Origin of the sequence: Flavivirga spongiicola (assembly GCF_030540825.1) — a bacterium.
Classification (GTDB): Bacteria; Bacteroidota; Bacteroidia; order Flavobacteriales; family Flavobacteriaceae; genus Flavivirga; species Flavivirga spongiicola.
In genome coordinates, this window is sequence record NZ_JAUOEO010000001.1 from 4318170 (window position 1) to 4337468 (window position 19299).

Annotated in this window: 20 protein-coding genes; 12 read left to right on the top strand and 8 right to left on the bottom strand. The window is 31.8% G+C overall.

Translation table 11 applies throughout. The features are described 5' to 3' along the window. Positions 1–72 precede the first annotated feature (72 nt). On the bottom strand, positions 73–750 hold the full coding sequence (locus tag Q4Q47_RS17290) for a dienelactone hydrolase family protein (RefSeq protein ID WP_303307891.1): 678 nt from the start codon (positions 748–750) through the stop codon (positions 73–75). A gap of 167 nt (positions 751–917) precedes the next feature. Here Q4Q47_RS17290 and gcvT point away from each other — a divergent pair, with 167 nt between their 5' ends. The 6 genes from gcvT to Q4Q47_RS17320 all read left to right on the top strand — a co-directional run bounded on the left by gcvT (position 918) and on the right by Q4Q47_RS17320 (position 6359). Continuing rightward, entirely contained in the window at positions 918–1997 is a 1080-nt protein-coding gene (gene gcvT, locus Q4Q47_RS17295; protein WP_303307892.1) for a glycine cleavage system aminomethyltransferase GcvT, read from the top strand. Positions 1998–2000: 3 nt separating this feature from the next. Continuing rightward, positions 2001–2915, top strand: a complete 915-nt coding sequence (locus tag Q4Q47_RS17300) for a glutaminase (protein ID WP_303307893.1) — start codon at positions 2001–2003, stop codon at positions 2913–2915. A gap of 24 nt (positions 2916–2939) precedes the next feature. Continuing rightward, the gene (locus Q4Q47_RS17305; protein WP_303307894.1) at positions 2940–3773 is read left to right on the top strand and encodes a sugar nucleotide-binding protein; all 834 of its coding nucleotides are present in this window, start codon (positions 2940–2942) and stop codon (positions 3771–3773) included. 62 nt (positions 3774–3835) lie between these two features. Further along, the gene (locus Q4Q47_RS17310; RefSeq protein ID WP_303307895.1) at positions 3836–4129 is read left to right on the top strand and encodes a 4a-hydroxytetrahydrobiopterin dehydratase; all 294 of its coding nucleotides are present in this window, start codon (positions 3836–3838) and stop codon (positions 4127–4129) included. A gap of 172 nt (positions 4130–4301) precedes the next feature. Continuing rightward, positions 4302–5012 (top strand): YebC/PmpR family DNA-binding transcriptional regulator, encoded by a 711-nt coding sequence (locus Q4Q47_RS17315; RefSeq protein ID WP_303307896.1) that lies wholly within the window; start codon positions 4302–4304, stop codon positions 5010–5012. 351 nt (positions 5013–5363) lie between these two features. Continuing rightward, positions 5364–6359: a Gfo/Idh/MocA family protein gene (locus tag Q4Q47_RS17320; protein ID WP_303307897.1), complete on the top strand. Its 996-nt coding sequence runs from the start codon at positions 5364–5366 to the stop codon at positions 6357–6359. A gap of 204 nt (positions 6360–6563) precedes the next feature. Here Q4Q47_RS17320 and Q4Q47_RS17325 read toward each other — a convergent pair whose 3' ends face one another. Further along, complete coding sequence (locus tag Q4Q47_RS17325; protein WP_303307898.1) at positions 6564–7292, bottom strand: NYN domain-containing protein; 729 nt, start codon at positions 7290–7292, stop codon at positions 6564–6566. Between the two features lie 134 nt (positions 7293–7426). On the opposite strand from Q4Q47_RS17325, the gene Q4Q47_RS17330 reads away from it, so the two are divergent. After that, on the top strand, positions 7427–10027 hold the full coding sequence (locus Q4Q47_RS17330; RefSeq protein WP_303307899.1) for a zinc-dependent metalloprotease: 2601 nt from the start codon (positions 7427–7429) through the stop codon (positions 10025–10027). A 181-nt stretch (positions 10028–10208) separates the two neighbouring features. Further along, positions 10209–10814 (top strand): peroxidase-related enzyme, encoded by a 606-nt coding sequence (locus Q4Q47_RS17335; RefSeq protein ID WP_303307900.1) that lies wholly within the window; start codon positions 10209–10211, stop codon positions 10812–10814. Here the strand turns inward: Q4Q47_RS17335 and Q4Q47_RS17340 are convergent, their stop codons facing one another. The 6 genes from Q4Q47_RS17340 to Q4Q47_RS17365 form a co-directional block, all read right to left on the bottom strand. Then, positions 10815–11363, bottom strand: coding sequence for a 1-acyl-sn-glycerol-3-phosphate acyltransferase (locus Q4Q47_RS17340; protein WP_303307901.1), 549 nt, complete (start codon positions 11361–11363; stop codon positions 10815–10817). A 1-nt stretch (position 11364) separates the two neighbouring features. Then, positions 11365–12447, bottom strand: coding sequence for an iron-containing alcohol dehydrogenase family protein (locus Q4Q47_RS17345; RefSeq protein ID WP_303307902.1), 1083 nt, complete (start codon positions 12445–12447; stop codon positions 11365–11367). A 48-nt stretch (positions 12448–12495) separates the two neighbouring features. Further along, a complete protein-coding gene (locus tag Q4Q47_RS17350; protein ID WP_303307903.1) occupies positions 12496–13113 on the bottom strand; it encodes a CatA-like O-acetyltransferase in 618 nt (205 codons plus the stop codon). Then, positions 13114–13818 (bottom strand): HAD family hydrolase, encoded by a 705-nt coding sequence (locus tag Q4Q47_RS17355; protein WP_303307904.1) that lies wholly within the window; start codon positions 13816–13818, stop codon positions 13114–13116. 43 nt (positions 13819–13861) lie between these two features. After that, positions 13862–14590 carry a 3-deoxy-manno-octulosonate cytidylyltransferase gene (gene kdsB / locus Q4Q47_RS17360; protein ID WP_303307905.1) on the bottom strand — a complete coding sequence of 243 codons (729 nt, stop codon included), beginning with the start codon at positions 14588–14590 and terminating at the stop codon, positions 13862–13864. A gap of 398 nt (positions 14591–14988) precedes the next feature. After that, on the bottom strand, positions 14989–16416 hold the full coding sequence (locus Q4Q47_RS17365; RefSeq protein WP_303307906.1) for an ATP-dependent DNA helicase: 1428 nt from the start codon (positions 16414–16416) through the stop codon (positions 14989–14991). 118 nt (positions 16417–16534) lie between these two features. Here Q4Q47_RS17365 and Q4Q47_RS17370 point away from each other — a divergent pair, with 118 nt between their 5' ends. The 4 genes from Q4Q47_RS17370 to Q4Q47_RS17385 all read left to right on the top strand — a co-directional run bounded on the left by Q4Q47_RS17370 (position 16535) and on the right by Q4Q47_RS17385 (position 19293). Then, positions 16535–17272 carry a hypothetical protein gene (locus tag Q4Q47_RS17370; RefSeq protein WP_303307907.1) on the top strand — a complete coding sequence of 246 codons (738 nt, stop codon included), beginning with the start codon at positions 16535–16537 and terminating at the stop codon, positions 17270–17272. Continuing rightward, a complete protein-coding gene (locus Q4Q47_RS17375; protein ID WP_303307908.1) occupies positions 17256–18077 on the top strand; it encodes a DUF3822 family protein in 822 nt (273 codons plus the stop codon). The genes Q4Q47_RS17370 and Q4Q47_RS17375 overlap by 17 nt, the downstream gene beginning before the upstream one ends. Beyond that, positions 18077–18616 carry an RsmD family RNA methyltransferase gene (locus tag Q4Q47_RS17380; RefSeq protein ID WP_303307909.1) on the top strand — a complete coding sequence of 180 codons (540 nt, stop codon included), beginning with the start codon at positions 18077–18079 and terminating at the stop codon, positions 18614–18616. Before Q4Q47_RS17375 ends, Q4Q47_RS17380 begins: the two co-directional genes overlap by 1 nt. Positions 18617–18777: 161 nt before the next feature. Continuing rightward, positions 18778–19293 carry a nuclear transport factor 2 family protein gene (locus Q4Q47_RS17385; protein ID WP_303307910.1) on the top strand — a complete coding sequence of 172 codons (516 nt, stop codon included), beginning with the start codon at positions 18778–18780 and terminating at the stop codon, positions 19291–19293. Positions 19294–19299: the final 6 nt, after the last annotated feature.

The window sequence follows — 19299 nt, forward strand, 5'->3', positions numbered from 1 at the left end:
AACGATGATAACACTCTACATAATAAATAGAGTTTCCTGTGGTTTATTTTTTATAAAGAAAAACCTTCTCATTTAATCCATAATAAAACTTAAATAACTATCTAAAGCTTTATTAAAGTTTTTTGGTACGGCATGTCCAAGATCTTTTATTTCTATAAATCGATGCTGTAATCTATATTTTTCAAATTGCTCTTTAATATTAAGCGTTTCTTTTCGGTATCGATAATCATTTTCACCCGTTAATAAAATAGCCTTTATATTACTTTTAGAGGCTTCCTTTATATTTTCAGGTGTAAAAAACTCGGTGGTACCCCCGCCATGATTTAAAGAAATAACCCCCTTAACTGGTAGTATTTGATTTAATGCCAAATCTACACTTAGCTTCCCTCCTAGTGAAAACCCACCAACATACACTATGTCATCTTCTACACTGTAGGTTTTAACAATTTCGGAATAATACTGCTTTATATTTTCGCGTTCCTTAGGTAGATTCCTCCAACCCCATCTATTTGGTGGATTGTCAAGCGTTGTCGCTTCAAAATAAGCAACAATAAATTCTTTAGTAAGCTTATTACTTGTCCACCACAACATCGTATTTTCCATACTACTATTACCGCCATGAAACACTATAAATAGCGGGTATACTTGCATCTCATTATAATTATCCGGTAAGACTACTTTATATTTTTTCTGGCAAAAAGCAACATTCACAAAAAATAAAAAAGCAACAAAAATTAAAAATTTATTCATTTTTAAATTTATAATTAAGAATAATGTATTAAAGTACTAACAAAACATCATGATATGGTATTTTTAACAAAACTTTGATAACCAAAATCAAGCAAAATTTATGTAGTTTTGCTCAACAAATTTTAAAGATTTCCGTCTACACGGAAAAAAAATAAAATATATTTTTCATGAAGAACACTGCTTTAACATCAACTCACGAAGCTCTTGGAGCTAAAATGGTACCATTTGCCGGCTACAATATGCCTGTACAATATGAAGGTGTGAATATAGAACATGAAACGGTAAGACAAACTGTCGGTGTGTTTGATGTATCGCATATGGGCGAATTTTTAATTGAGGGCGAACATGCTTTAAACCTCATACAAAAAGTATCCAGTAACGACGCCTCTAAATTAACTATTGGAAAAGCTCAATACAGCTGTTTACCAAATGATAATGGCGGTATTGTTGATGATTTAATTATTTATAAACTTAAGGAAGAAACCTATTTATTAGTTGTTAATGCTAGTAATATTGAAAAGGATTGGAACTGGATTCAGTCTAAAAATGATATGGGTGCTACCATGCGTAATTTAAGTGAAGACTATTCATTACTTGCTATTCAAGGCCCAAAAGCCATTGAAGCCATACAATCAATTACCAGTCATGATTTATCTGCTATAAAATTCTACAATTTCGTAGTTGGTGATTTTGCAGGAATAGAGCATGTCATCATATCGGCTACAGGGTATACTGGAAGTGGTGGCTTTGAAATTTACTGTAAGAACAGCGAAGTAAAGCAAGTTTGGGATAATGTATTCAAAGCTGGTGCAGATTATGGTATCAAACCTATTGGGCTAGCCGCTCGAGACACCTTACGTTTAGAAATGGGATATTGTCTTTACGGAAACGATATTGATGATACCACCTCTCCTATTGAAGCTGGTTTGGGCTGGATTACAAAATTCACTAAAGAATTTACAAATTCTGAGGCCTTAAAAGCAGAAAAAGAACGAGGTGCAGCACGAAAATTAATAGCTTTTGAATTGGATGAACGTGGTATTCCTAGACAAGGTTACGACATCGTTGATAACAACGGAAACAAAATTGGTGTCGTTACTTCCGGCACCATGTCCCCATCATTAAACAAAGGCATTGGCTTAGGTTATGTACCAACTGTTTTTGCAGATGTTAATAGTAAAATTAATATTCAAATACGTAAAAATGCTGTTCCGGCAACGGTCATAAAATTGCCCTTTTACAAATAACTTATGCCTGATTTTCAAGCCATTTTAGAAAATCTTTATCAAGATGCCATGAATACTTCCGATAAGGGTACGGTGGCATCTTACATTCCTGAATTGGCACATGTTGATAAAAATAATTTCGGTATTCATTTAAGAACTTCTGCCGGAAAAGATTACGGTGTTGGCGATTATAAAAAGCCATTTTCTATTCAAAGTATATCTAAAGTTTTGGCCTTATCTAAAGCTATGGAACTCATTGGAGAGGACATTTGGAAACGTGTTGATGTTGAACCTTCAGGGCATCCATTCAACCAATTGGCTTTATTAGAAATCGAAAATGGCATTCCTAGAAATCCGTTAATAAATTCTGGAGCTATTGTTATTGCAGATATTCTTGTTTCTAATTTAGAAAACCCAAAAGAAGACTTCTTAAATTATATAAGAGACCTTAACGGAGATGATACTATCAACTTCAACATAGACGTCGCTCATTCAGAAAAAGTGACAGGTTTTAAAAATTATGCAACCGCCAACCTTTTAAAATCTTTCGAAAACTTAAATAACCCTGTTGATGATGTTTTAGATTTCTACTTTCATCAATGTTCTATTGAAATGAATTGTGAGCAACTAACGAAAGCTTTTTTCTTTTTATCTAACAAAGGAAATTGTTTATCAAATAAGATCCGACTAACAAAAACACAGGCTAAACGCATTAATGCCATCATACTTACATGTGGTTTTTATGATGAAGCTGGTGAATTTGCCTTTGAAGTTGGTCTACCTGGAAAAAGTGGTGTTGGTGGTGGTATTGTAGCGCTTTTACCAGATAACTTTGTAGTGACGACATGGTCTCCTGGACTAAATATAAAAGGTAATTCATTATTAGGAATGAAAGCGTTAGAAAAATTCACTACAGAAACAAAATTATCTATATTCTAAAAAGTCTTTCGCGAGTTTGATAGTATGATGAAAAGGGAGGTAAAACATAGAGTTTTAATATTAGGTGCCAGTGGTTTTTTAGGTGGTGCCATTTATAAAGAACTCTGCTCCTACTTTAAAACATTCGGAACCTATAATACTTCAAATAAAGAACATGAAAAGAATAAACATTTCTTTCAATATAATATGGAGGAAGATGATGTTTATGAAATATTAGAAATAGTAAAACCTACCATTGTTATTTCTACACTCCGAGGTGATTTTTCAGCGCAATTAGTAGCCCATCAACATCTGGCGGAATATGTGTTTACAAACAAAATAAAACTCATTTTTATATCCTCTGCAAATGTTTTTGATGCTTACAGTAAATACCCAAGTTACGAAACCGATAAAACCTTAAGTAACAGTATTTATGGACATTTCAAAATTAAAATTGAAAATATGTTATTACGCATGCCCAAAAAGCAAGTCGCTATTTTAAGGTTACCAATGGTTTTTGGAGCACAATCTCCCAGAATAATAGAAATGCTTGAAAACATAAAAGAAAAGGAACCCATAGAAGTTTTTCCTAACTTAATAATGAATGTGACAAATGATATAAAAGTAACGCAACAAGTCCATTATATTATTAATAGAAATAAATCAGGCGTTTTTCATTTAGGTAGTAGTGATTTGGTACACCATGATGATTTTATAAAAGAAATTGTTGATTCCTTTGAGTTCAATAACAAAGTGACTTATAAAAATGTTTATACCACTAATGATGATAGATATTTAGCTGTATTACCAAAATACAATCTATTACCTAAACACCTTCAACTTGTCAGTCAACAAATAGTATCAGAGTTAAAATTATAGTTGATTTAAACCTTAGGAATCGTTAAATTAGTAAAATAACATTTATTAAAACATTTAATTCTATGAGCAAGCTTTCAGAACAAGATATAGAAAAACGATTATTACACTTTCCTGATTGGGATTATTATGATAATGCCATTCATGCCGAATTCGAATTTGAAAACTTTAAGGATTGCTTTAGTGCCATGAGCAGAATTGCTTTTGAGTGTGAGGCTTTAAACCATCATCCAAATTGGTCTAATGTATACAATGTGCTTACTATTTCATTATCCACCCATGATGCTGATGGCGTTACTAATAAAGATTTTAAATTAGCTGAGGCTATTGAGGCTATTGTAGAACCAGATGAGGAGTAATCTGGTCACAGTGTTCAATTAGCAGTAGACAGTCAGTACATTCTAAAAAATTAAAACAGACAACTATTATTTTGGTTGGTAGATTTTTTTAAATTTGTTGGCATAAATAACATCCTGTTAAAATTAATGAGATTTCCTCTTTCGAGGAAACTAAAAATAAAATATCGGTATTATGGGAAGAGCTTTTGAATTTAGAAAAGCAAGGAAAATGAAACGTTGGTCTGCTATGAGCAAAGCCTTTACTCGTATAGGTAAAGATATTGTTATGGCGGTAAAAGAAGGAGGCCCAGATCCCGCTAGTAATTCCCGTTTAAGAGCCGTTATACAAAATGCCAAGGCCGTTAATATGCCTAAGGATAATGTAGAACGTGCTATAAAAAAAGCAAGTGATAAAAGTCAAGGCGATTATAAAGAAGTTATTTTTGAAGGATATGCGCCTCATGGAATTGCCATTTTAGTTGAAACAGCAACCGATAACAACACCCGTACCGTAGCCAATGTACGTAGTTATTTTAATAAATGTGATGGTAGCTTAGGAACATCAGGCTCTGTAGTTTTTATGTTTGATCATACTTGTAATTTTAGAATTAATGGGGATGGTTTAGATCCTGAAGAAATCGAACTGGAATTTATAGATTTTGGAGCTGAAGAGGTTTTTGCTGATGAGGACGGTATATTAATATATGCACCTTTTGAAAGTTTTGGAGCCATTCAAGCTGAATTAGAAACTCGAGAAATTGAAATTTTATCTTCTGGTTTTGAGCGTATTCCACAAGTAACAAAACCACTTACTGCAGAACAATCTGTTGATGTAGAAAAGCTTTTAGAAAAGTTAGAAGAAGATGATGATGTGCAGAATGTATACCATACCATGGCTGAATAAGCCTCAATATAATCAATATATTTGGGGTGTTGTCAACGATATTAAAGGGTTCTCTAATAATTCATATTACTTTATAGATTATTTCCTTTTTCCGTTTTTTTATTCACTTTTAAGAACATTTTAACACATACACTATTCTTTTTTTTTCTATAACCAAAGTAATATCTATATATTTGATTTTTCCAAAATAAATCAGTCATTTTCATACCGTTTTAGAACCAGTTATATTTTTTTTTAAATATCAAACACATCAATAAATATAAGGTTTTCAAAGTATTATTGACGTATATAATGTGTACCATACTATGGAAGAAAATACAGAATAAATCTCTAACTATATAATAAAACCACATGGTCAATTCTCAAAAAAGCGATAAAACAATTAAATGGGGAATCATTGGATGCGGAAAAGTCACAGAAGTTAAAAGCGGACCTGCTTATAAAGCAACAGAAGGTTTTAAACTAGCAGCTGTTATGAGGCGTGATTATGATAAAGCAAAGGATTATGCTCAAAGACATGACATAAGTAAAGTTTATGCTAATGCTGATGATTTGATTAATGATGATGAAATCGATGCTGTATATATAGCAACACCCCCAGACACACATATGTTTTATGCATTAAAAGTAGCGAACGCAGGAAAAATTTGTTGTATAGAGAAACCTATGTCTCCCTCCTATAACGAGAGTCTGAAAATATATAACGCTTATAAGGATAAAGATTTACCATTATTTGTCGCTTATTATAGAAGATCATTACCTCGTTTTAATCAAATAAAAAATTGGTTAGAAAATAAATATATAGGGGACGTCAGACATATAAATTGGCATTTAAATAAACCTGCTAACGATATTGATAAATCAAAAGCATATAATTGGCGGACTGATTCTAAAATAGCTCCAGGTGGCTACTTTGATGATCTGGCAAGTCATGGCCTTGATCTGTTCACTTACCTACTAGGTGATATAAAAAGTGCACATGGCATAAGTCTTAACCAACAAGGTCTTTATTCATCAAACGATGCTGTAACTGCTTGTTGGGCACATGAAAATGGTACTACTGGATCTGGTTGCTGGAATTTTGGCTGCAATGATCATACAGATAAAGCTCAAATTTTTGGAAGTAAGGGAACCATTTTATTTTCTGTTTTCCATGATAATCCAATCATATTAAACAGTGATACAAAACATGAAGAATTGGTTATTGAAAACCCGAAACATATACAGCTTCATCATGTAGAAGGTATGAGAGATATGTTAATTAAAAAGAACTACATACATCCTTCTTCTGGAGGCTCAGCACTTCACACTAGCTGGGTTATGGATAAAATTCTGGGTAATTTTTAAAACGTGCTGTTATTCAGAGCGAAGCGAAAAATCTCATTGTTTTTATATCAAATAAAAATTAAACGCATTGTAGAGAAAAAAACTGTGTAATTTTAGTTTTCAACCCCTATTCACCATTTCTCTATGATGCTACCATTTAAAAAGATTCTTCTGTCGTTCCTCCTTCTGAATGACATGGTGACCTCTTTTTGTTTGTTTTAAAATTTACTTATTCCTAACAAAAATCAATTTAAATCGTCCATTACTTTGGTCGCGTTGTTCCATTTCAAAATGATCTAATGATTTAAAAAGAGGTGTTAACTTATCAAAGCCAAAATTTCTGGAATCAAAATTAGGTTGTTTTTTTAGTATTAGAGAACCAACATCTCCAAGAAATGCCCAACCATCATCATCTGCAGCATCTGACACTGAATTTTTAAGAAGTCTAATCACCTTAGGCGTAATATTATACAAATTAACCTTTTTAGATTTACCTTCTTTATCGTCTTTTTCAAGATCCTTTTTAAGGATTTCCAGATAAATAAACTTATCGCAGGCCACAATAAACGGATTTGGCGTTTTCTTTTCTCCCATCCCATAAACCTGCATCCCAGCTTCACGTAATCGTGTTGCTAATTTTGTAAAATCACTATCAGAAGACACTAAACAAAAACCATTTACTTTTTCAGAATATAAAATATCCATGGCATCAATTATCATGGCAGAGTCTGTAGCATTCTTCCCTGTTGTATAGCCATATTGCTGAATGGGTGTAATGGCATTTTCAAGTAGTATACTTTTCCACTTAGAGAGATGCGGCTTTGTCCAATCCCCATAAATTCGCTTTATGGTCGGTGTTCCGTATTTTGCTATTTCTTCCATCATTTCAGAAATATACTTTGATGGAATATTATCTCCATCAATTAATACGGCAATCTTAGTGTCTTTTGTCATAATGGTTAAAGATACTGATATATTGTCTACTAAGAGTCTCTAAAATATATATCATTGGATTTCTTTTAACATTTTATATAGATATAAGCCATTCTTTATTTTTAATTTTAACACGACTAATTCAAAATAATATTATGAAATTTAAAAATCTAAGGACTACAAAACTTATTTGTTTTGCATTAACGTTAATGCTTTTTTCTATATCAGAAAACGTTCAAGCTCAAAAAAGAAAAAAAGGTAAGAAAAAGAATCAGATAGAAGTTGTTGATAAACCTGCCAAGAAAAAGACAAAAGTAAAAACGATTGCTGAACTCGTTAAATCAAGTAAAAAAATAGACGGATTATTCACTATTTACCAAGATACCATAACAGGATCTATACAAATGATTATTTCTGATGATCAAATAAACAAAGAGTACATCTATTTTAGTCAAATTGCTGATGGTGTTATGGATGCTGGAAGAATTATTAGAGGCTCCTATAGAGGTTCTAAAGTGTTTAAGATTGAAAAATATTTTGATAAGATTGAATTTATAACACAAAACATATCGTTTTACTTTGACCCGGAAAGTCCCCTTTCAAAATCTAAAGATGCTAATATTAGTAATGGGAACATGGCTAGCATAAAAATTGAAAGCCATGATAAAAAAAAGGGGTTTTATCTAATAAAAGCTGATAATCTGTTTCTAGCTGAAACCCTATCACAAATTAAGCGGCCAAGATTACCAGGAGCAGCACCTAGCGCTTTTAAATTGGGTAATTTAAATAAGACAAAAACTAAAATAGATGCTATTCGTAATTATGACAACAATACAGATTTAGCAGTGGAGTATGTATATTCTTCTCCATCTGTTTTAAATGGTGGTTCTAATGCTGTGGCTGATGGAAGAAACGTAAGTATTAAAGTGTTTCATAGCTTAATAGCATTACCGGAAAACGATTATGAAGTTAGATACGATGACCCCAGGGTTGGCTATTTCATAACCCAGGTAGATGACCAAACGTCTACTAGTGCTACACCATACCGTGATTTAGTACATCGCTGGAATTTAAAAAAGAAAAATCCAAATGCAACTATTTCAGAACCTGTCGAACCTATTACCTGGTGGATAGAAAATTCAACACCATTAGAATGGCGTGAAACTATAAAAAATGGGGTTTTACAATGGAATGTTGCTTTTGAAAAAGCCGGGTTTAAAAACGCTATGGTTGTTAAAATTCAACCGGATGACGCACTTTGGGATGCTGGAGATATAAGATATAACGTATTACGTTGGACGTCCTCTCCACAGCCTCCTTTTGGTGGTTATGGTCCTAGTTTTGTAAACCCAAAAACAGGGCAGATTTTAGGCGCAGATATTATGTTAGAATATGTACACTTTACCAATAGAGTGATGTATGATAAATTATTTGATCTAACTTCATTACATAAGACTTTCGAAAATTCAAACATGGAAGAAGATCACAAAATGTATTGCTCTTTAGGACATATTATGCATGAAAATACACTTTTTGGAAATGCTGTATTGAAAGCTACGAATGCCTCAGATTTAGAAATGAAGCGTATGAAAAAAGAAGCGATGACTGCTTTAATCATGCATGAAGTTGGTCATACTTTAGGCTTAAACCACAACATGAAGGCAAGTCAGTTATTCTCTCCTGAACAATTAGCTGATGCCAATTTTATTAAAGGGAAATGCCTAACGGGCTCTGTAATGGATTATGCAGCTATTAACATAACAAAAGACCGAACAAAGCAAGGACAGTACTATGATACAGCTGTTGGGCCTTATGATGTTTGGGCTGTTCAATTTGGATACACCCCTTTTAAAACTAAACAAGAAAGAACAGAATTATTACAGCAATCAACCAAACCAGAGCTTATTTTTGGTAACGATGCTGATGATATGCGCTCTCCTGGAAAAGCTATTGATCCAAGAGTTATGGTTGGAGACATGTCTAACGACCAAATTAGATATTCTATTGATCGATTTGAGGTTATTAATACTATGATGCGTGGTATAAAAGATAAGTTTACTAAATCAGGCCAATCTTATCAGGAATTAAGACAAGCCTATTATATTTTAAGTAGTCAAAGAGGAAGTGCCGCCAATGTCATTTCAAGGTTTATTGGAGGTATCTATGTAGATAGAGCCATGGCTGGGCAAAATGGTGAAAAACAACCTTACACCCCAGTTAGCTTAGCTGATCAAAAAAGAGCCATGTCAGCTTTAAGTAAATATGTATTTGCACCAAATGCTTTTAGTGCTCCTAATGACCTGTATAACTATTTGGCTATGCAACGAAGAGGTTATAACTTTAGAACCCCTGAAGATCCAAAAATTCACAGCCAAGTCTTAGGATACCAAAAAAATGTGCTTAATCATATATTACACTACAATACATTACAAAGAATTACAGATTCAGAATTATACAGTAACGGATATAGTCTATCTACTTTTATGAGTGATTTAAACAAGGCTATTTTCAAGGCAGATATTTACTCTAATGTAAACTCTTTTAGACAAAATTTACAATTAGAATATACCAACATGCTTATAGACATCCTTACAAGGAAGCAAAATAGCAGATATACAAATAATGCAAAGTCTATGGCTTTGTATAATTTAAATAATATTAAAACAATGGCTTCAAATACAGGAAATATATCGTCTAGAGCTCATAAACAGCATTTAAGAACACGTATTGATAATGCTTTAAAAGAAGTAAAATAAAGTAAAAGCATCATAAAAAGTATTCCAAACAAAAAAGTTACCTTATTAAAACAAGGTAACTTTTAGTTTTAAGTGTTAGAAATGTTTCTTTTTAGGAACAAATAATTGTTTACTTTATGTTTCATTTCTTATACAATTATTATCTTTCAAATTCTATGCCACATTTACAAAACATTAAATAATGAGTTGGATTAAAGTTATTCCTTTTGAACAAGCTACGGGTAAGTTAAAAGCTATTTATAATAAAATTAAGGGGCCTAATAATCAAATTGATAATGTGCTAAGTATTCATAGTTTAAGACCGCATACACTTGCAGGTCATATGGCTCTTTATAAAAACACATTACATCACAGCAATAATACTTTTCCTAATTGGTTTTTAGAGCTTTTAGGAACCTATACAAGTTATATTAATAAATGTGATTACTGTTATCAACATCATTTTGAGGGAATGAAACGTTTCTTAAATGATGATAAGAAATCTGAATTATTAAAATCACATATTGAAAATGATTCTCTAAAAATTATTTTATCTAAAAAAGAATTTGCCTTAGTTAATTATGCAAAGCAACTAACACTTGAAGCAAGTTCACTTATTGAGAGTGATATAGCATATTTAAAAGAATTAGATATAAATGATGGTGAGATACTGGAAGTAAATCAAGTAGTTTCATATTTTAACTATGCAAATAGAACAGTTTTAGGTCTAGGCGTCAATACTAAAAATGAAATTTTAGGTCTCTCACCTAGCAACAAAAACAATGAAGATTCGTGGGATCATAAATAGTTAGGAAGCATCAGAAATTTTCCCTTTTACGCCCTTAAAAAACTCGTACATAAACTTAAAATCAGCTTCCACATCATCTGTTGGATAAAAGGGTTTTGAAATTTTATTTTGCTTATTTTCAAAATCAAGTGTAATCATTATGATTGGCACCTTCGCTTTTTTAGCTATATAATAAAACCCAGTACGCCATTTACCTACTTTTTTGCGAGTTCCTTCTGGAGCTAAAGTCATCCTAAATTCTTCTTTTCCTTCAAATAATTTAGCAATTAAATCTACTTTGTTTTCTTTAGTATGCCTATCAATTGGTATCCCTCCCAGTACTCTAAAAAACCATCCTATTGGAAATGTAAATAATTCCTTTTTACCTACAAAATGTGTATCTATATCTAATACTGAACGTAGCAAAATAGCCATATAAAAATCATGCCAGCTTGTATGTGGCACCGTAATTATTATGGCTTTTTTAACTAAGTTTTTTGAGATATGGGTATGATCTACAACTTTCCATCCTAATAATTTATAATAAATAAATTTGGCAAGCCATCGCATATTACATTTTTTGATAAAGCCCTCTTAATTTTTCACGAGTCATCGTTTTTTTCCAATTTTTTCCTAAAGCATTTTCCCAAAGTGGTTCTAAACTCAATGCAATATCAATCATTATATTAAACTCCTCATCTGCCAAATTAGCACAAATACCTTTGGGCAATTCAATATTGTGTTTTGCTTTCATTTCCTTAAAAAGCTTTACCCCTTCTGGATAAAACTCTTCTAAATGATCAAAAACGATACAATTACCAATGCCGTGCTTTGTACCCAGTAAATAAGATAAACCATAACTCATAGCATGTGCAACGCCTACTTGAGAATAAACAATACTCATACCACCATGCCATGAAGCCATCATCAATTTTTCTTGAGCTTCAACCTCTGTAAGATCATCACTTAAAAAGATCTCTTTACACAAGTCTAAGGCCATATCACCGTAACTTTGACTAAACGCATTTAAATAGGTTCCGTTTAATGATTCTACACAATGAATATAACAATCCATTCCTGTATAAAACCATTGATTTATAGGAACATTTTTAGTGAGTTCGGAATCTAATATAACTTGATCAAACGGTGTGAAATCTGAATTTATACCAAGCTTTTTACGTGGTCCTGTAAGGACCGTCGTTCTGGAAACCTCGGCTCCTGTTCCAGATATTGTTGGAATACCAACATGATATATTCCTTCATTTTTTACTAAATCCCAACCTTGATAATCTTTAGCTTCTCCATCATTGGTTAGCATTATAGAAACAGCTTTAGCTAGGTCTAAAACCGTTCCTCCTCCTATACCAATAATTCCCGACGGACGTTCTTTTGTTAATAAAATAATTTCTTCAACCAAAGTATCTACTTGAGACGTTTTTGGTTCTTCTTTTGAAGAAATAAAAATAATCTTATCATCATATGATAATTGTATTCTTGAAGTTAACCAAGAATTACTTTTAAAAACATCATCTACCAAATAAATAAATGGAGCACGGATGTTTAAACGTTTTGGGGCCAAAATTTCGTTTAACTGATTGAAACTACCTCTGCCAAAAATGACTCTTGGCACCATTGGAAAGTTCTTATAATTCATTTAACAGTTTTTTTTTACAAAAAGTAAAAATAGTATTTATTTTAAATATTATTGGTTTAAATATTCTTGAAATTTTTCTGAAAATAAACCAACGTGGTAACCATCAACTAATGCGTGATTTACGTTAACAGAAATATTCATCATTAATTCATTATTGACTTTGCTTACTTTACTAAATGCTATTTTTGGTACAGAATCCAAGACTCCAGAAACAGGTTCTTTCTGTCCGGAAAAATGTAACCAAGGCATTGCGGAACAATGTATACAGTTTAACCCATTTTGAGGTGGATATAAGTCTGTTGAATTTTCAATTCTTTCCTTTTCTATGGCTATATTTTCTATAAAAATATCCAAATCGTCGTTATATTCAATGAAAGAAAAACCAAACGTTTTATCACTTCGCATTATTGTAGCTGATGCATGAATAATATTATAATCCACAACATTTCCATCTTCAATTCTATACCTAAAATTATCAACCACATTTATAGCTTTCATACAATCGTGTAGATATTTAGCAAAAAAACTTTTATTGCTGTCTTTTGAAAATTTATATGCTTTAGTAACATTAAAAGGGATAGTTACAGCAAAATAAGGATCTTTTAATCTGCAAAAATGCTCGTAATGTTGTTTTCTATTCCAAGTATTTATATTTATTATCTTCAATTAATCCAATAGTTTTATAACATCTCGCAAACTATTTATCGTTTTGTATGTTTTTCCGTTTGTGTCTTTTTCTGTGACTTCCTCGTGCGCCCAGGTGGTATGAAAAGGTATATGGATCGCATGGGCGTTAATATTTACTAATGGTAACACATCAGATTTCAAAGAATTCCCTATCATTAAAAACTCAGATGGTTTAATGTCCAGATGGTTTAATAATTTAGAATAATTGACTTCTTTTTTATCACTTAATACTTCTATATGATGAAAATAACTTGTAAGACCAGATTTTTCTAGTTTACGCTCTTGATCCAACAAATCACCCTTCGTTGCAAGTATTAAACGATATTTTTTTGACAACACTTCCAAAACATCTTCAACACCATCAAGTAATTCCACTGGTTTATTAAGCATGTTTTTACCAATATCAAGTATCGCTTCAATTGTCTTATGTGGCACATTATAGTTAGATAATTCTAAAGCAGATTGAACCATAGATAGCACAAATGCTTTAACCCCATACCCATATATGGGTAGGTTGCTCATTTCCATTTTAAACAATTCTTGGTCTATTTTATTTGGGGTTTCATAATCTGATAGTAACCTCCCAAATGCTTCTTCAGCTTCACGAAAATAGGTTTCATTTACCCAAAGCGTATCATCGGCATCAAAGCCAATCACTTTTATATTGTCGTATTCTTTTATCAATTTATTTTCATTTTATAATTCAGTTCAGGAAGTTCAACACAGACTATTTCCATATTTTTTTAGCACGTTCCAAATCTTCTGGCGTATCAATTTCAACACCCTGAACATCAGTTTCTACCATTTTAATGCGTTTTCCATATTCCAAATAACGAATACATTCTATTTTTTCTGAAGCTTCTAATGACAACATTGGTAACTTATAAAAATCCAGTATGGCTTCTTTTCTAAAAGCATAAACGCCTTTGTGTTTATAGTATTTTACTCCTACCCTTTTTTCTCTTGGATACGGAATTGGACTTCTGGAAAAATAAAGCGCAAAATTGGATTGATCTACTATAACCTTTACGGTATTAGGATTGTTAATCTCATCTATATCCGTAATATGAACCATTAAAGACGCCAAATCAATACTTTTATCATGATCATCTTTAAAAACTTCAATCAATTTAGCCAACGATTCTTTATCTGTAAATGGTTCGTCTCCTTGCACATTGATTACAATATCTACATCCATAAATTCGACAGCTTCTGCTATTCTATCACTACCGCAATCATGCTCCTTTTTACTCATCATTGCCTTCCCGCCATTATTTACAATTTCATCGTAAATAATTTTGCTATCGGTAACAACAAATACGTCGTCAAACAAATTAGTAGCCTTAGTGGCTTCGTATGTACGCAATATGACCGTTTTTCCCCCTAGGTCTTGCATAAGTTTTCCCGGAAACCGCGATGCACTATAACGCGCAGGAATCATTGAAATTATTTTCATAATTATTATGGTCAGAATCTAGTTCAAAAATAGAATAATTATTATTAGGTTTTACCTTTATACCAAATGAATTTCTAAATGATCACCTCAAATTTGAATTATTTTTTATTCAGATGAAATAGAAAATTTAAGCATAGCATTAGCTACGGTTATGTTTTATAGTGAATTATGGAGGAAAAAGAAATGAAAAATTTCTTAAAACCAACTATCTCTGAGGCAAGCCTTAAGGAATTCTTTAGATTAAACCGGTTATTTAGATGTTTATTTGATATTAAATGATCTAAGCTTTTAAGCGACGTAAAAGTTATAAACAATATTAGCTGCAACTGATTACTAAATATGGAAATCTCGCAAAGTCGTTAAAGCACAAAGCGATGATAATGTGACTGATTACTAAATTAGTCTTCTTCAAAAAAATCATCTTTAAAACCTATAAGAAACAGTTTTTCTTTAGCTCTGGTTACAGCAGTATATAACCAACGTAAATATTCTTTATCAATCCCGTTTGGCAAATAAGGTTGCTCTACAAAAACAGTATTCCATTGTCCACCTTGCGATTTATGGCATGTAATGGCGTAAGAAAATTTCACCTGAAGAGCGTTAAAATGCTTACTTCCTTTTACTTTTAAAAACTTTTTATAATTACTGGATTCGTTTTCAAAATCTTTCATGACCTCTTGATATAATCTATTGGAATCATCATAAGATAATGACGGTGTTTCCGCTTCAACGGTATCTAAAAGTAAAACCGTTTCAAAAGGCCTCATTTTTGGGTAATCAACCATCCGCACTTTTACTTCTGCAAAACGAAAACCGTAAAGTTCCTGGATACTGAAAATTTCGAGAACTTCAATAATATCTCCATTAGCAATAAACCCAGCCTCTGTAGTTGTCTTAATCCAAAAGTAATTATTCTTAACCACCATTAAATAATCCCCAGTAGTAAGCTCGCTCTCATTAAATAATATCCTATTTCGTATTTGCTGATTATATAAATTTGCACGTTTATTGCTTCTTACAATAATGGCTGTTTCTTCTTTACCCAAATCGCTATAAGCATCATTAATAGCATCCATGATCTCGTGCCCATCTATTAACCTGATAATATCTTTAAAACCTGCTAAATCAAACTTAAAACTATCATGAATACTATGTGACAAAGCTTCGCGCAGTACAGTGGCATTTGCAAGAATACCAGAATTTTGTTCTTGTCTTACAACTTCATCTAATTCCATTCTGGTAACGTCCTTGTTGTAATTCAATCCAAGAGAATCTTCATTCAGAGCAGGACTTAAATCCAGCTTAACCGGTGGTAATTGAGCCGTATCACCAATTAAAAGCAGTTTACACTGATGGCCAGAATATACATATTGCATTAAATCATCCAGCAACGACCCATTTTCAAAAAGTTTTGATTCCCCAGGGGTATCTGGTATCATGGACGCTTCATCAACTATAAAAATGGTGTTCTTATGCTTATTAGGCTGCAAAACAAACTTAACGCCGCCATTCTTTTCTTTCTTCGGAAAATATATCTTTTTATGTATTGTAAATGCTTCTTTTTCCGAGTAATTAGAAATGACTTTTGCTGCTCTACCAGTTGGCGCCATTAGAACAGCACTTTTTTTTGCTTTCCATAAATTAGAGACTATAGTTCCGACAATCGTAGTCTTTCCCGTACCGGCATATCCCTTTAATAGGTAAAGTACATTTGGTGTTTTGTTAAAAATAAATTCTGAAAGTTGTTGTAAAACAATATTCTGTTTTAACGTTGGTTTAAACGGAAACTGCTGTTTTATAAGGGAATAAAATTCGGATGAGGTCATTAAAAGTTTCGACAAATTAAAAATTATTCAAAGATAGAATGATTTTTACTCTCTATAGGTTTTTACGATTAAAAAAAAATTGTAGATTTGCGAAAAGACTTTTAATTAAAAACATACTATGTTGACATTTATTCTTATTGCAATTGCAGTGATACTAGTTACAATTGGCTTAGTAAAGCTGGTTGACAAATTTATACCTTCTAAATTCAAACCTGTTTTGACAATTGCTCTTTGGCTGTTAATCGGTTTTTTAGGTTATCAAACCTATTTATCTATTTATGAGCCCATTCAATTTAACAAGCTTAAAAACAAACGTTATAAAACAGTTATTACAAGTTTGATTGATATTAGAGACGCTCAAATTGCTCACAAACAAGTAACTGGTAAGTTTTCTCGTAATTTCGAAAACTTAATTAAGTTTATTGATACAGCCGAATATACTATTACACAACGTAGAGATTCTACTATTATAGATGAAGAATTAACTAAATTATACGGTGTAGACACTACTAAAGAAATTGTTGTAATTGATACTTTAGGCTTTGTTTCTGTAAAAGATTCTTTATTTAAAAATTCTGATCGATACAAAAACATGATGAATGTACCAGTGGGTAAAGATGGTGCTAAATTCAAATTACAAGCTGGATATTTAGAACAAAATGATATACAGATACCTGTTTTTGAAGCTTCTGTAGAAAAGAACGTTATTTTACATGATCAAGACCCAGACCTTCTTATGCAAGAAAATCAGGTTGTTTCTGTAGATGGAGTAAACGGTAATATGTTGAGAGTAGGTTCTATGGACGAAGTTAAAACAATTGGAAACTGGCCAAAAAATTATGGCTCAGCCGAATAAAAATCCTAACAAACTAACTAATCTAGAATTGTCCATTCAAATAAGTTTGAGTGGACTTTCTTTTTGTATACTACATAAAGAATCGAATCGTATTTCTTCCTTAAAGCGCATTGATTTTAATAAAAAACAGAATCCTTTAGAGCTATTAGATTATCTTAAAAATATCTTTAATACAGAAACTATTCTGCAAGAAGCGTTCACTAAAATTTGTGTAATCCACGACAATGAATTATCTACTCTTGTGCCAAAACCACTTTTTGAAGAAGATAGTTTAGCTGATTATTTAAAATTTAATTCTAAAATTCTTAAATCTGATTTTATTACTTACGACGCTATTGTATTAAACGATAGCATTAACGTATATGTGCCCTATATAAACATTAATAATTTTATATATGAAAAGTTTGGCTCTTTTACCTTTAAGCATGTTTCTACTATTTTAATTGAGGAAATTTTACTCATCGAAAAAAATGCAAATACTCCCAAAGTATATTTAAACGTAAACAAAAATCATTTTGAAATAATTGTTACTGAAAAGGGTAAACTTTTGCTTTATAATACATTTGAATATGTAACAAAAGAAGACTTTATATACTACGTTCTATTTACCGCGGAACAGTTAAAACTAAACCCAGAAACATTATATTTAGTTTTTATTGGTGCTATTCACAAAGATGATGATTTATATCAAATAGCATACAAGTACATAAGAAATGTAAGCTTTGGTAAGCGAAATGACCATTACAAATATTATGAAAATCCAAAATACGATCATTCAGATTTCATTTTAATAAAAAGTTTTTAATGCGCATTATTTCAGGAATTTATAAAAGCAGAAAAATTGTTGCACCAAAAAATTTACCGGTGAGACCAACAACCGATATGGCCAAGGAGTCCTTATTTAATATTTTAAATAATCTGTTTTATTTTGGTGATATTTCTGTTTTAGATTTGTTTGCTGGAACAGGTAATATAAGTTATGAATTTGCATCAAGAGGCACCCAAAACATTACCTGTGTAGATCAGGACTATGGTTGCATCAAGTTTATAAACCAAACAGCTGAGTCTTTTGAAATGCCAATAAATACTATTAAAAGTGACGTTTTTAAATTTTTAGAAAAATCTAATTTACAAACCAATATTATATTTGCAGACCCTCCTTATAACTTTACAGAAGAACAATTTGCTAAAATTCCAGAATTGGTTTTTCAAAACAACATGCTACTTGAAGATGGCATTCTAATTGTTGAGCATTCTAAACACACTAATTTATCTAACTTAAATCATTATAGTTATTCTAAAAGCTATGGTGGTAATATGTTTAGTTTTTTTGAAGTAGTTTAAACTCACAGCCTCTTTTTTTGTTAATTCCTTTTTTTTCAGTACTTTAGATATCTTCCTAAGAGTCCCAGGCTCTATGCATAATTTATCTCATTAAAAAAGTACTTCTTTTCTTACTGTTGTTTGTGGTTAATTTAAACACTAACCTTAAAACCATTAATGAAATGAAAAAACTTCTTTTATTATTATTAGTAACGATTCTTTTTATCGCTTGTCAAAAAAAAACACAACGTTACTTTGCTGATTCTACCGAAATTGAAACATTAAAATCTGGTATAAAAGCCTACGAAACAGGTGACTGGGACAAATGGAAAAGTCATTTTGCTGATACAGCAAAAGTATTTGTTAATTCTACCAAACCATTAACTATTGAAAAAAGATTAGAAGGCTTAAAGGCTATGACCACTGCTATGTCTGCGTATGGTTTTAACCATGATAAAGAATACATTGAAATGGTTCTTGACAAAGAGGACGAAACTTGGGTTTATTATTGGGCGACACACAAAGGTACTTTTGCCGCAAATAATAAAGAATTGTCCATACCCGTTCATTTGGCTGTACAATTCGTTGATGGAAAAATTGTAGAAGAACACATTTACTTTGATGGCACAGCTATGAATTCTGAATTTGCAGCTATAGCCGCTGCCGCTGAAACTAAAACCGAAGTTTTAGAAGAATAAAATTAC

What these genes read in the sequence shown, in the direction of transcription:
- Q4Q47_RS17365 (WP_303307906.1), bottom strand. Translation starts at nt 16,416, where the DNA reads ATGACCTCATCCGAATTTTATTCCCTTATAAAACAGCAGTTTCCGTTT.
- Q4Q47_RS17305 (WP_303307894.1), top strand. Translation starts at nt 2,940, where the DNA reads ATGATGAAAAGGGAGGTAAAACATAGAGTTTTAATATTAGGTGCCAGT.
- Q4Q47_RS17325 (WP_303307898.1), bottom strand. Translation starts at nt 7,292, where the DNA reads ATGACAAAAGACACTAAGATTGCCGTATTAATTGATGGAGATAATATT.
- Q4Q47_RS17375 (WP_303307908.1), top strand. Translation starts at nt 17,256, where the DNA reads ATGGCTCAGCCGAATAAAAATCCTAACAAACTAACTAATCTAGAATTG.
- Q4Q47_RS17320 (WP_303307897.1), top strand. Translation starts at nt 5,364, where the DNA reads ATGGTCAATTCTCAAAAAAGCGATAAAACAATTAAATGGGGAATCATT.
- gcvT (WP_303307892.1), top strand. Translation starts at nt 918, where the DNA reads ATGAAGAACACTGCTTTAACATCAACTCACGAAGCTCTTGGAGCTAAA.
- Q4Q47_RS17330 (WP_303307899.1), top strand. Translation starts at nt 7,427, where the DNA reads ATGAAATTTAAAAATCTAAGGACTACAAAACTTATTTGTTTTGCATTA.
- Q4Q47_RS17370 (WP_303307907.1), top strand. Translation starts at nt 16,535, where the DNA reads ATGTTGACATTTATTCTTATTGCAATTGCAGTGATACTAGTTACAATT.
- Q4Q47_RS17290 (WP_303307891.1), bottom strand. Translation starts at nt 750, where the DNA reads ATGAATAAATTTTTAATTTTTGTTGCTTTTTTATTTTTTGTGAATGTT.
- Q4Q47_RS17300 (WP_303307893.1), top strand. Translation starts at nt 2,001, where the DNA reads ATGCCTGATTTTCAAGCCATTTTAGAAAATCTTTATCAAGATGCCATG.
- Q4Q47_RS17310 (WP_303307895.1), top strand. Translation starts at nt 3,836, where the DNA reads ATGAGCAAGCTTTCAGAACAAGATATAGAAAAACGATTATTACACTTT.
- Q4Q47_RS17315 (WP_303307896.1), top strand. Translation starts at nt 4,302, where the DNA reads ATGGGAAGAGCTTTTGAATTTAGAAAAGCAAGGAAAATGAAACGTTGG.
- kdsB (WP_303307905.1), bottom strand. Translation starts at nt 14,590, where the DNA reads ATGAAAATAATTTCAATGATTCCTGCGCGTTATAGTGCATCGCGGTTT.
- Q4Q47_RS17345 (WP_303307902.1), bottom strand. Translation starts at nt 12,447, where the DNA reads ATGAATTATAAGAACTTTCCAATGGTGCCAAGAGTCATTTTTGGCAGA.
- Q4Q47_RS17385 (WP_303307910.1), top strand. Translation starts at nt 18,778, where the DNA reads ATGAAAAAACTTCTTTTATTATTATTAGTAACGATTCTTTTTATCGCT.
- Q4Q47_RS17380 (WP_303307909.1), top strand. Translation starts at nt 18,077, where the DNA reads ATGCGCATTATTTCAGGAATTTATAAAAGCAGAAAAATTGTTGCACCA.
- Q4Q47_RS17340 (WP_303307901.1), bottom strand. Translation starts at nt 11,363, where the DNA reads ATGCGATGGCTTGCCAAATTTATTTATTATAAATTATTAGGATGGAAA.
- Q4Q47_RS17335 (WP_303307900.1), top strand. Translation starts at nt 10,209, where the DNA reads ATGAGTTGGATTAAAGTTATTCCTTTTGAACAAGCTACGGGTAAGTTA.